General features: G+C 43.0%; 8 protein-coding genes. All 8 read left to right on the plus strand.

Annotated features, from left to right (window positions below; translation table 11 throughout):
* Positions 1–33 precede the first annotated feature (33 nt).
* Positions 34–3174 (plus strand): DUF6240 domain-containing protein, encoded by a 3141-nt coding sequence (locus G628_RS0108975; RefSeq protein WP_027208972.1) that lies wholly within the window; start codon positions 34–36, stop codon positions 3172–3174.
* A gap of 28 nt (positions 3175–3202) precedes the next feature.
* Positions 3203–4390 carry a flagellin gene (locus G628_RS0108980; protein WP_026656233.1) on the plus strand — a complete coding sequence of 396 codons (1188 nt, stop codon included), beginning with the start codon at positions 3203–3205 and terminating at the stop codon, positions 4388–4390.
* Positions 4391–4424: 34 nt separating this feature from the next.
* Positions 4425–4901 (plus strand): flagellar protein FliS, encoded by a 477-nt coding sequence (locus tag G628_RS0108985; RefSeq protein WP_027208973.1) that lies wholly within the window; start codon positions 4425–4427, stop codon positions 4899–4901.
* A gap of 28 nt (positions 4902–4929) precedes the next feature.
* Positions 4930–5634: a LytR/AlgR family response regulator transcription factor gene (locus tag G628_RS0108990; protein WP_026656230.1), complete on the plus strand. Its 705-nt coding sequence runs from the start codon at positions 4930–4932 to the stop codon at positions 5632–5634.
* Between the two features lie 20 nt (positions 5635–5654).
* Complete coding sequence (locus G628_RS0108995; RefSeq protein WP_027208974.1) at positions 5655–7013, plus strand: ATP-binding protein; 1359 nt, start codon at positions 5655–5657, stop codon at positions 7011–7013.
* A 171-nt stretch (positions 7014–7184) separates the two neighbouring features.
* Positions 7185–9536, plus strand: coding sequence for a glycoside hydrolase family 3 C-terminal domain-containing protein (locus G628_RS0109000; RefSeq protein ID WP_026656228.1), 2352 nt, complete (start codon positions 7185–7187; stop codon positions 9534–9536).
* Between the two features lie 14 nt (positions 9537–9550).
* On the plus strand, positions 9551–10102 hold the full coding sequence (locus G628_RS0109005) for a GtrA family protein (RefSeq protein ID WP_026656227.1): 552 nt from the start codon (positions 9551–9553) through the stop codon (positions 10100–10102).
* Between the two features lie 76 nt (positions 10103–10178).
* The gene (locus G628_RS0109010; RefSeq protein ID WP_027208975.1) at positions 10179–13112 is read left to right on the plus strand and encodes a glycoside hydrolase family 3 protein; all 2934 of its coding nucleotides are present in this window, start codon (positions 10179–10181) and stop codon (positions 13110–13112) included.
* The last annotated feature ends 179 nt before the right edge of the window (positions 13113–13291 follow it).

The raw sequence follows: 13291 nt of genomic DNA on the forward strand, positions 1-13291 counted from the left end.
TAAAAAACATTTTTTAATAAAAATGAGGCGTATATGAACATTAATTTTCAGACTGTGGCAGGGAAAAAGACAACTGAGGATTCTATGTACGTCGGCATGGATGCTGAGGACAGGATCAACAAGAGTGCGGTAAAGCAAAGCTCATTGAGCGCGATTGCCGTGAACCTTGATACAAGCTTATTCAGTAATGATGTATATGCAAGTCGTGCCAGAGGAGCTGAGGACATCAGCGAGATGGCAAAGAACACGGATGTTTTGACGCAGCATAATTATATGGCACTTTTGTCAAATACTATGTCTGAGGAGGACTATGCAAAGGCTCTTCAGGATGGTTTTGATGTTAAAAATCTAAATAGTTCGGAGACAGTGAACATCCTTGATAAGATCAAGGGTGTACTTTTGGAGGCCGGAGTCAGCGTTACAGGCTACAATGACGACATGAGCGTTGAAAAGCTTACAAAGATAACGGGAAGCAGGACACTTGCGGAGACAATCCAAAAGGAGTTTTCTCAGAACGATATTCCTATGACAACTGAAAATGTAAGAGCCGCAAAAGGCGCTTATGAGGAGGCTGCTCAGATAAAGGAGCCTTCTGACGGTGCGGTCAAGTACATGGTCTTAAATAACATGAAGCCCACCATAAGCAATTTTTACCTTGCAGCTCACAGTACAAACGGACAGAATCTTTCGGGAAGAGGATTCTATGCTCAGGAGGCAGGCGGCTACTATGCGCAGAAAGCAGACAGCATAAATTGGGACAGCCTTGCTCCGCAGATAGATAAAGTGCTCGATGAAGCAGGCTATGATATGAGCGACTTAAGGATACGAGATGATGCAAAGTGGATGGTTGAGCAGGGAATACCGCTTACTGCAGAGAATCTTAATACACTTGCGGAAATCGCAAAGGTTGAATTTCCGATAACGGAGCAGGCAGCCGTTAAAGCGGCAGCATCAGCAATACTTGACGGTAAAAATGCGGTTCAGGGAAATCTTGCAGATTCAGAGAGTAATATCGAGAAGGCTGTAAGAATCTATGAAGATACAAAGAATATTACATATGACGCGGTAAAGAACGTTGTTGAAGAAGAAAAAGACTTTACTATTAAGAATCTCGTTATGGCAAGCAGAGAGGATGCAGGAGTAAATCCTGAGAATCCGACGGCTCTTTTATCCGATAACGATCCTAAGATTGTTGCAGCAAGACTTCAGCTTGAGGAAGTAAGACTTCGCATGAGCGTCGAAGCAAACAAAAGCCTCTTGGACAGAGGCTTTGAGATAGATACTGCGCCTATGCAGAATCTTATAGAAGAGCTTTCAAACATTCTTAAAGATATTGAGGGTGCGCAGACGGGCGAGATCATTGACGACATCACAGGTGTTAAGGCGTCAAACCCGGCGAGAGTGTATGATCTTACTCTTGAAAAAGTTCAGATCATAAGTAAGGGACCGGCGGACATTTCGGGACTTATGGCCGGAAGATTGCAGACAGCAACTCTTTCGCAGATAAGTGATGTTTCAGCGAGCCTTACAAGAAAGTTCAAGGCAGCGGGTGAAGGATACGAAGCAATGATGACCGCGCCGAGAGCAGATCTTGGAGACAGCATAAAGAAGGCATTTAGAAATGTTGACGATATACTTCGTGATTTTGGCGAAGAAGCAAATGAGGAAAACCGCAGAGCGGTAAGGATTCTTGGCTATAACAGCATGGAGATCACGGAAGAGAATTTTGAAAACGTGAGAGCCTGGGATCGCAAGTTTGTCGCAACGCTTGAAAGACTTAAGCCCGGAGCCGTATTGAATCTCATAAGAGAAGGAAACAATCCTCTCAATATGACGCTGGAGCAGCTTTCTGACAGCCTCGATCAGGGAATGTTTAACGGAAGCGGCGACGGAAAAAGAGATTCTGACAGATCACGCGAGAAGTTCTCAAAGTTTATCTGCAAGCTTGAGCAGAAAAAAGATATCACAAAAGAAGAGAAGGCTTCCTTTATAGGAATATACAGACTTTTCCATACGCTTAAGGCAAATGATTACAAGGCAATCGGTTCTGTATTAAAGACAGGAAAAGATATGACTTTGGGAAATCTTTTGACTGAGACAAGGAGCGGAAGAACAGCAAGGAGCGGAATAGATTATTCCGTGAGTGATAACTTCGGCGGAGTAGACCTAAAAGAAGGAAATGTAATAAAAATTGACGAACAGATAAATTCGGCCTTCAGATTTTACAGGTCACAAGCCGATATAGTATATGAGAATCTCGAGCCCGAAAAATTAAAGGCTGCAAAACCCATGCCTAACACGAAGTTAGAGGATTTTGCAAGAGCGCTTGAGAATGAAGAAATCGATCCTGAGCTTGAGAAAGCATATATTAAAGACCAGGTGCAGGAAATTCGCGGTATAGCGGGTTCGAAGGCAGCGCCTTTAGCAATCGCAGAGATGGAGACACTTGAAGTTGAGATGAATTTCAACAATTTTGAAGCGATGATTGGCATAAGGCGGGATCGAAGAAACGGAAATTTATGGAACAGGGCAGCGGAGCTTGTAAAGAGAGATATATCGAAAGATATGGAAACTCTCACAGAGGCTCTTGATAGTGACAACTATGAAGAGACTTATACAAAGAGCCTTGAAAATATTTCCGACAAACTTTCGGATGTACTGGTAGATCCGGAAACGGAGTACATTGACGTTAAGGCAATTACTCTAATGCAAAAACAGATTTCCGTGATGGCACATACTTCAGAGCGAGGAAGCTTTGAGGTGCCGGTGGAAATAGATGGAACTAAAGTATCAATGCACATCACTCTAAAGAGTGACAACAGCAGAATTTCAAGGATGGAAGCGAGTGTTCAGACTACCGACTACGGACTTATCTCGGCAAATCTTTACCGGGAGGAAGGCGGTATAACGGGAATGCTTACAACAACGTATGCAGGAAGTCCCGAAGAGACTGAATATCTTGAAAGCGTAAAAACTAAGATGTGCGATAAATTAGCGGAGAAGATAGAGGATGCAGGTGTAGACCGAAACAGGATAGCAATCCTCTATAACGCACAGGCACAACCTACTAAAGTAGGCACGGTTAATGCAGAAGCCATGGACGGCGAAAGTAATTTGACAGCAGATACAGGCACACTTTTGAAAATGGCGAAAGCATTTATAGAGGCTCTTTAAGCTCTATACGTGCAGAAAAGAGGTTAACATGAAAGTAAACTACAACATGTCCGCAATGATCGCAAACAATGCTTTACAGAAAAATGACAAGCTTCTTTCTGAGTCACTTGAGAGACTTTCAAGTGGTCTTAAGATTGCAAATGCCAAGGATAACCCTTCAGGTCTTGCAATGTCCAGAAGAATGAATTCACAGATAGAAGGATTGGGAGTTGCAAATAACAGTGCAAACGACGGAATCTCAATCGTACAGGTTGCAGACGGAACACTCTCTGAGATCCATGCGGTTCTTCAGAGAATGAGCCAGCTTGCAATCCAGGCAAGTAACGGAACACTCACTGAAAATGACAGAAAGACAATTCAGGAGGAAGTTACACAGCTCAAGCAGGAAATCGACAGAATGGCCAATACCACTCAGTTCAACGGACAGAGCATTCTTGACGGTTCTTTTGACCTTAAAGGATATGCTACGGACGAGAGCGGCAGGACAAATCCGAACATCAAGGTCGCAAGTTATTCAGATAACTTTGATGCCGGTAATTATGTGATAAAAGATCTTGATATTGATTTTGCCAGACTTACGGGCAGAACAGGTGTTGATAAAAAAGCTATCTTCAGTGAAGAGGAAGATCTCAGCAAAATAAAGATATATAAGGTAGAGGCAGACGGAAACGGAGAACCCAAAGAAGTACCTTACATGACAAACCATATGATCGCAAGCATTGAGGAAGATGTTCTTACATTGTCAGACAGCACGGGAAAGAGCATCAGCATTAAGATGGATGAATCCTACAAGGGAGAACTTAATCTTGAGATCACGGGTAAGGGCGCAATGACCATGCAGGTTGGAGCAAATGAGGGCCAGACACTTGATATCAGAATTCCGCAGGTATCACTTACGGCGCTCAGACTCAATAACCTTGATATGTCTAATCTTACAGGTGCTAAGCAGGCAATCGACAGTTTGAAGGATGCGATTGAAAGCGTTAATGCCATGAGAAGCAGACTCGGTGCTTATCAGAACAGACTTGAGCACACAGTAAGCGGTCTTGATATTACTGTCGAGAATATGACTGCGGCTTACTCAAGAATCATGGATGTTGATATGGCAGAGGAGATGACAATATATTCCACACAGCAGGTTCTTTCTCAGGCAGGAACATCAATGATGGCGCAGGCAAATGAAAGACCGGCGCAGATCCTTCAGCTTCTTCAGTAATCAGTTAACGGTTGTAGAGTAATCGAGGTGGAATATGACACAGGAAAAAAAGCAGGAATTTACCCTTAAGATATCACAGGCAAACAAGACTCAGCTCATTACAATTTTGTATGAGATGGTGATCGAATATCTTAACGATGCGATAGATGAGATCGGTATCGGGAAAAAAGATGAAGCGAATAAGTATCTTGGATATGCGCAGAACTGCATCGATGAACTTATCAGATCTCTTGACCTTAGATACGAGCTTGCAAAGAATCTGCATGTTATTTATATCTTTTCCAAAAAAGAGCTTATGGTAGCGGGAGTTAATTACAGCAGCCATAAGATCTGGAGAGTGGTTCAGAACTTTAAGTGCTTAAAAGAAGCATATAAGGAAATTGAGAAATACGATACAAGCTGCCCTATGATGGGAAATACCCAGAAGGTATACACAGGTCTTACATACGGAAGACACCTTATGAACGAGGATCTTGCGATGGTGTGTGCCAATCGTGGATATATGGCATAAATGTACATTTTTTTGTTATACTTAAAATATGATAAATATATGTATCGTAGAAGATGAGTCGGATCAGGCCGACCTTCTCAGAAAATACATACAGACCTATGGGAATAAAACTAATCAGCAGTTTGCCATAACTCATTTTACGGATGGCATCGATTTGGTGGATGAATATCGGGCGCAGTTCGATATTATCCTGCTCGACATTCAGATGAAACATCTTGACGGTATGGTTGCGGCTGAGAAGATCCGAAAGGTAGACGCTGACGTGGTAATTATTTTTATCACGTCAACGGTGAGATATGCCGTGCAGGGATATGCTGTCGATGCGCTTGGATATGTGCTGAAACCGGTGCCGTATCTGCAATTCGAGCAGCTGTTCGACAAGGCTATTTCTCGTGTTATGACCAAAAAACAAAAGCTCTATATCAGGGTATCTATGGACGAGCGACAGCTTAAGCTTGATTGCGACAATATTTATTACATCGAGAGTCAGCGTAACAATGTCTGTATTCACTGTGCTGATGAGGATTATGTAACTGCCGGGCCGCTAAAAAAGTTTGAAGAAATGCTCGGCGGTCACGGATTTAGTAAATGTCACAATGCTTATATCGTGAACCTGTCTTATGTGGAAGGCGTCAGGAAGGAAGAAGTTCTTTTGACCAATGGAATAGTTCTTCCTATAAGCCGTGCACGAAAGAAGGAATTCATGATGGCGCTTACGGAAGATATTTTGTAAAAAAGAGGAGACAAGAATCTATGGACTTTTCATCATTCTTAGACCCGAAGAATTTACAGGATACCCCGCGACTTTTTACCGCTATAGCTGAATGGCTGGCGGTTTTTATATATTTCAATATTTATAAAAGAGACAGTCATGGCAAGTTGTATGTGTTGCAATGCGTAATTTCATTTGCAATGCAGGTTGGATTTCAGTTTGTGGCAGGTCTTTTGCCCATAGGATTCTGGATTCCCAGTATGATCGGTGCCGTGGCTTTGATGTATCTGACTCTGTACATGGTGCTTGATATCAAGCCAAGGGACTGTGGCGTTATTACTACGCATGCGTTTGTACTTGCGGAGTTTTCGGCCAGCCTGTACAAGCAGCTCTACGTGTGGGCTGTTTATCTTAACGGACATGAAGGGTTCATTCTGTCGTTTGCAATCATGTTCGTTGTCTTTGCACTGACCTATAATATCTACTACCGCATTGAACGCGATAATTTCCCCGAAAGCAGAAATCTAAATATAAGTGAGCGCGAGCTTGTGAGTGTTATCGCAACGGGTATCGGCGCTTTCATAATGTCTAACATAAGCTTTGTCACAAAAAAGACTCCGTTCTCCGCAACAGAGAACATGCTTTATGTCCGTACGCTTGTTGATTTCGGAGGCATGCTGATGCTTATGACCGAGATGGGACGAAGAAATGAGATGGCGGCAAAGAGCGAGAACGATGCTATCAATCAGCTTTTTCAGAAACAGTACGAGCAGTACAAACTTGCCATAGATAATTCCGAGGCGCTACGAAAAGAGATACATGACATGAAGCATTACGTCCTTGCGCTTAAAAACGAGGACGATCCCAAGAAGCGTGCGGAAGTTTTGGATGATATGGAGCAGGCAATAGCGATACAGGAATCGTTTATGAATACCGGAAACCGTGTTTTGGATGTGATTCTTACGACAAAGAGTCTTCAGTGCCAGAAGAAGGATATTACCTTAAATGCCATGGTTGACGGAGATGTTCTTTCGGGGATCCATGTAAAAGATATCTGTTCTCTTTTTGGAAATATTATCGACAATGCAATTGAGGCGACGCAGGTTCTTACGGATAAGGAGAAAAGACTTATCACTTTGTCTGTGCGAAGTCGCAACCAGTTTATTATTATTGAATGCGAGAATTGCTCCGACGGATCTTTTGTGCGCCTTAAAAACAATCAGCGTCGCAGGATCTTTCGGGATACGAATCTGCCGAAGACCACCAAGGCAGACAACGTTAAACACGGCTATGGACTTAAATCCATAGCACAGGTGGCAGAAAAATACGGCGGAAACATGAACTGTTCGTATGAGGACGGATGGTTTAAGGTTAAAGTCATTCTTTCATATAAAGAATAGTGGAAAACCTTGTGAACTGCGGAATTCACAAGGTTTTTTGCGTGGTCTTCCAGTTTGTTCTTCTTTTTCATTTTGCAAGTTATCACGAATAAATGACAAGTTATCCTTGCACAAACTCCATTAATAAAAATACATGCTATAACAAAATTACAGACAAGGAGGTAAGCTTTTTTGAACGCAAGAGATATTATTTCAAAGCTCTCTTTATTAGAGAAAGCAGCATTATTAGGCGGAAAGAACGAGTGGGAATCAAGAGATATTCCCCGCCTTGATATACAGTCCATTACATTCGCGGATGGACCTCACGGTCTTAGAAGACAGGAAGGCGCAGGAGATCACTTGGGATTAAACGCATCACTTCCTGCAACTTGCTTTCCGACAGCAGCAACTGTAGCAAACAGCTGGGATGAAAAACTTGGTGAAGAAATCGGACAGGCACTCGGCGAAGAGGCCGTAGCACAGAAGGTAGACGTTCTCTTAGGACCGGGGCTTAACATGAAGCGCTCACCGCTTTGCGGACGAAACTTTGAATACTTTTCAGAAGATCCGATACTTGCAGGCAAGATGGCAGCTGCGTATGTGCGAGGAATACAGAGTAAAAATATTTATTCCTGCCCAAAGCACTTTGCGGTTAACTCAAGAGAATATCGCCGAATGGCAATGAATGCGGTGGTGGATGAGAGAACCTTACGTGAAATATATCTGACTGCATTCGAGATAGCGGTAAAAGAGGGCGGAGCCAAAGCAATCATGTCGGCATACAACGAGGTAAACGGTGAGTATGCCAATGAGAATAAACATCTTTTGGTAGAAATTCTCAGAGAGGAATGGGGCTTCGACGGACTTGTGGTAACGGATTGGGGCGCAAGTAACGACCATGTTGAAGGCGTTAAGTGCAGATCAAATGTGGAGATGCCTAATCCGGGACTTGATTCGGCAAGAGAGCTGATAAAGGCAGTTAAGGAAGGACTCATCACTGAAGAAGAGATAGACACAGCAGTTCTTCCCGTTATCGAAGCAGCTTTACATGTAAAGGATAACGACCATACCAAAAAATTTGATGTTAAAGCACACCATGAACTTGCAAGGAAAGCGGCAGCAAATTCAGCAGTTCTTTTGAAAAATGACGAAGACATTCTTCCGCTTGAAGCAGGAACAAAAGTTGCACTTAGAGGGCCATTTGTTGATAAGCCCAGATATCAGGGATCGGGAAGTTCTCAGGTTAATTCGACCAAGGTTGAGAAGGTTTCCGAAGTTATCGGAAATTATAATCTTGAGGTTGTGGAAGATCCAAGAGATGCAGATGTAGTACTTTTCTTCTTCGGACTTGATGAGATTGCGGAGAGTGAAGGCGCTGACAGAATGACGATGGATATTCCCGAATATCAGGTAAAAGAGCTTAAGAAGCTGACAGCTCTTAATAAGAATATCGTCGGAGTCATGAGCGCAGGATCTGCAGTGAAGATGCCTTGGCTTGATAATCTGAAGGCACTTCTTCACGGATACCTTACAGGACAGGCGGGCGCAAGCGCATTACTTGATATTATAACGGGTAAAACTGTTCCGACAGGTAAGCTGTCTGAGTCATATCCGTTTTCTTATACAGATTGTTCGATAGTAAATTTCTCAGCGGATGATACGAGAAATCTTCAGTACAGAGAAGGTCCTTTTATCGGTTATCGCTACTATGATACCGCTGAAGTTGAAGTGCAGTTCCCGTTTGGCTTCGGATTATCTTATACAACATTTAAGTACAGTGATCTGAAGGTTACGGAAGACGGCGTATCATTTACGGTAACCAATACAGGAAAACGTGACGGGGCCGAGATTGCACAGTTATACATTGGAAAAAAGCATAGCGGACTTATACGTCCCAGAAAAGAGCTTAAAGGTTTTGCCAAAGTTTGGGTAAAAGCCGGTGAATCAAAGGAAGTTACGATTTCTTTTGACGATAAGACATTCCGTTACTTCTCGACAGTTTCAGGAAAATGGGAAGTAGAAGGCGGAGATTATCAGATATATGTAGGCGGAAATGTTAAAGACATCGCTCTTGAAGGAAGTATTTCAAGGGAAGGCACCATAGAGGAACTTCCATATGATATCAAGACACTTTCAAGATACAGGAACGGACAGGTACGAAACGTTCATTATGATGAATTTGAAAAGATATATGGAAGGGCACTTCCTGAAGAGAAGGTCGGACCGCTCGAAATAAACGATGCGCTCTGCCAGATGGATACAGCAAAGAGTCTTTTGTGCAGACTTATTTATAAGATCTTGGAAAAGAAATTGGAAAAGTCTTATGAAAAGGGCGTTCCGGATCTGAATACATTGTTTGTTTACAACATGCCGTTCAGAGCTATCTGCAAGATGTCCGGAGGAATGGTCTCACGAGATATGGTTGAGAGCATTGTAACTATCGCAAACGGTCATTTCTTCAGAGGCCTTGGAGGCGTGATCGTCGGATTCTTCCGCAATTCAAGTGCAAACAAGAGATACGAAAAGAAACTTAAAAATATGTAATAGGAGATATGGGAATGAATCTTTGGAAGCGATTTGAAGAAAAAAATCCGAAGGTAGCCAAATGGGTGCGTGAAGGCGGATTATTCGTGATCGTCAGCAATCTGATCACTGTATTTAAGTATCTTTTGCTGACATTTCTCCCCGCGGCATTTGCTTTTATGGGAGATAAATCCTTTGGATGGCCGGGTATACCGCTTACTGTTGCAGGTGAAACTTTTAGCTGGAACATCTTGGGTTACGATCAGGCGCATGGAGGATTGGCTTATTTTACGGCATATATGATCGCGATGGTCATAGGAGAATGTATCAATTTTCCTATCCAGAAAGTGTTTGTATTCCGTAATCACGATAAGCCCGGAAAGCAGATTGCATGGTATGTCATGGCGTTTATTTTGATCACATGCATTGTAAATTCTATTAACTGCATCTGGGTAGCCGTGGCGGGCAAGTTTGTTGCTCCCTGGCTTTACAACATAGGAACCACAGTACTTAACGGAGGAGTTTCAATGATCGTATTTTTCTTTGTAAATAAGATCATATTCCCGGAAACTCCGAAGGAAGCATAATTTTTTCATCGATCCTAAGGACAAAGGTCCTTTAGATATTTTCTTTCATCTAAAGTAAAAGGAGGAGAAGAGAGAAATGTTAAACATCAACCCCGCGGACGTCATTGCCGTCCTTAAAACAATGATACCTCAGCTCGTGATTCTCGGTGTGGTATTATTGGCAGCAATCATCGCAACATTGACAGTTATAAAGAAGAAAGAGCCGGTACGCAAATTTGTGCGTAAGCAGGCATGGCTCGCATTCTTCCTTACAGTTGTCATCGTGATTTCCAACATTTTGCTTGTTCCCATGTATTCCATGGTGAATATGGCAATGGGTGGAGGAACTATTTCAGATGAAGCTATCGATGAGGCTAAGGCGCTCTGCACAGAGATAGCAGAAGAAGGCATCGTTATGCTTAAGAACGATGCGCAGGCACTTCCTCTTGCAGAAGGTAGTAAGGTAAACGTATTTGGATGGTCATCCACAAATCCTATTTACGGTGGTACAGGGTCGGGAGCTCTTTCAGATGCTTATCCCACCGTAGATTTCCTTACAGGACTTACCGATGCAGGAATTGAGTACAATCAGGACCTTGTTGATTTCTACAAGGGCTGGAGAGATGCAAGACCTATAGTTGGAATGATCGGACAGGACTGGACAATTCCCGAGCCTATGGTTTCAGATTATGAGAATCTTATAACAGATGCAAAGAATTATTCAGATACAGCTATCTTGTTCATCGCTCGCTCAGGCGGTGAAGGTGCAGATCTTCCTACTTCTTATGACGGACCGGACACATTCTCAACAGAGGGACCTTTTGGTGCACTTGGTGTTCGTTTCTCAGATCAGAAGGACGATCTTGATGCTTCAAAGTCTTATCTTGAATTGTCAAACAGAGAAAAGACTCTTCTTGATAAGGTAACATCAACTTTTGATAAGGTTATACTTGTTGTAAATTCTGCAAATGCCATGGAACTTGGCTTTGTAAAAGATTATTCACAGATTAAGTCAGTGCTTTACTGCCCCGGAACAGGTCAGACAGGTTTCGATGGTCTTGGGGAGATCATCGCAGGTAAGATCAATCCTTCCGGAAAAACTGCGGATATTTTCCTTGCAGACCTTATGAATACACCTACATCAAATAACTTTGGTGATTTCGATTACACAAACATGAGCGAATTTGGAGTTGATAACATGTTCGCTGAGGGAGGAAAAGCCTTCCCTACATTCGTAAATTATGTAGAGGGTATCTACGTAGGATACAAATATTATGAGACTGCAGCCGCTGAAGCAGCAGCCGGAAACTTTGAATTTGATTATGATGCAAATGTAGTTTATCCGTTTGGATACGGACTTTCTTACACAACATTCACTCAGGAGATGGGTGAAATAAACAACGACGGTACAAATATTTCATTCGATGTTACCGTAACAAATACAGGAAATGTAGCAGGTAAGGATGTTGTTGAAGTATACTTCAATCCTCCTTATACAAACGGCGGAATCGAAAAGGCCGCAGCTAACCTTGTTGCTTTTGAAAAGACTGAGACTCTTGAGCCCGGTGCTTCCGCAACTGTATCCATTTCTTTCCCTGTGGAAGATATGGCTTCATATGACACATACGGACACGGATGCTATGTACTTGAGTCGGGAGAGTATGAGATTTCAATCAACAGCGATTCACATAACAAGATTGCAGCAAAGACTGTAAATATCGGTGCAGAAGTTGTATACGATCAGAACAACAAACGTTCAACAGATCAGGTTGCTGCAACAAATCAGTTTGGATTTGCAGAAGGCGGTGTAACATACCTTTCTCGTGCAGACGGATTTAAGAACTATGCAGAAGCAACTGCAGCGCCCAAGTCATTTGAGCTTGCAGAAGAGTACAAAAAAGATTATGTAAACAACACAAATTATAATGAAGCTGATTACAATAACGAAGCAGACGCTATGCCTGCAACAGGTGCAAAGAATGGCATCAAGCTTGAACAGCTCAGAGGACTTGATTATGACGATCCTATGTGGGAGTCACTCCTTGATGAGATGAGTGTTGCAGAGATGAACACACTTATCGAGCTTGGTGGATATGAGACATCGGCAGTTGAGTCTATCGGAAAAGTTATGACTTATGACTGTGACGGCCCTGCATCTATCAACAACAACTTTACGCATCAGGGATCTATCGGATTCCCTGCAGCGGTAATGATCGCTTGCACATGGAATAAAGATATAGCTCACAGATTCGGTGCTTCTATCGGACGTATGGCTAACGATATGGATGTATCAGGTTGGTATGCACCTGCTACAAATACACACAGATCTGCTTTTGCAGGACGTAACTTTGAGTATTACTCAGAGGACGGAGTGCTTGCAGGCTGGATGTGCGCAAATGCAGTACAGGGCGCACGTGAGTGGGGCGTATACTCATACGTTAAGCACTTTGCTACGAACGATCAGGAGACGAACCGTACGGGACTTCTCTGCACATGGCTTAATGAGCAGTCTCTCCGTGAGATTTACCTTAAGTCTTTCGAGATCGCATTTAAGAACGGTAATCCCGGTGCAACAATGGTAGCTTTCAACAACATCGGTATTGAACCTGCCGAGGCTTGCTCTGCACTCCTTAACACAGTTCTTCGTGGTGAGTGGGGATTCCGTGGATTTGCTGAAACAGATTATTTCGGTGGATACGGATATCAGGATGCCGATCGTATGATCAGAAACGGCTGCGATCTGATGCTTGCAACATACTCAACTCCTGAGTCGACCGTTACAGATCAGACAAGTGCAACATCGCTTAACGCTATGAGAACTGCATCAAAGAACATTTTGTACACTGTTGTAAACAGCCGTGCTTATGATAAAGCAGTTAATACAGGACTTCCTACATGGGTTAAGATTCTCTACGGAGTAGACGTTCTTCTTATCGCATGTATCGGATTCCTTGAGTATCGTGCAGTTAAGGCATATCTCGCAAAGAAGAAGGAAGAAGAGCCTGCAGTTGAACAGCAGACACAAGAATAAATTGCATACACACCTCTCTTTCAAAATAAAAAATAATCGAGGAAACTCCCCGTTGGTATATGCCGGCGGGGAGTTTTCGTTTGGAGTGCGCCTAGCGGCGCACGTTTCTAACGGGTTAAAGTCCCGAATCCACCCGGTAGTGGGAAGGATATAGCCGAAGGCAAGGGTGTCCATCGTGA

It is taken from the genome of Butyrivibrio hungatei NK4A153 (genome assembly GCF_000424465.1).
Taxonomy (GTDB): Bacteria; Bacillota; Clostridia; order Lachnospirales; family Lachnospiraceae; genus Butyrivibrio; species Butyrivibrio hungatei_A.

Bases quoted from the DNA above. Each gene is read 5' to 3' on its own strand.
- G628_RS0109010 (WP_027208975.1), top strand. From the start codon at position 10,179: ATGTTAAACATCAACCCCGCGGACGTCATTGCCGTCCTTAAAACAATG.
- G628_RS0109005 (WP_026656227.1), top strand. From the start codon at position 9,551: ATGAATCTTTGGAAGCGATTTGAAGAAAAAAATCCGAAGGTAGCCAAA.
- G628_RS0108980 (WP_026656233.1), top strand. From the start codon at position 3,203: ATGAAAGTAAACTACAACATGTCCGCAATGATCGCAAACAATGCTTTA.
- G628_RS0108995 (WP_027208974.1), top strand. From the start codon at position 5,655: ATGGACTTTTCATCATTCTTAGACCCGAAGAATTTACAGGATACCCCG.
- G628_RS0108985 (WP_027208973.1), top strand. From the start codon at position 4,425: ATGACACAGGAAAAAAAGCAGGAATTTACCCTTAAGATATCACAGGCA.
- G628_RS0108990 (WP_026656230.1), top strand. From the start codon at position 4,930: ATGATAAATATATGTATCGTAGAAGATGAGTCGGATCAGGCCGACCTT.
- G628_RS0108975 (WP_027208972.1), top strand. From the start codon at position 34: ATGAACATTAATTTTCAGACTGTGGCAGGGAAAAAGACAACTGAGGAT.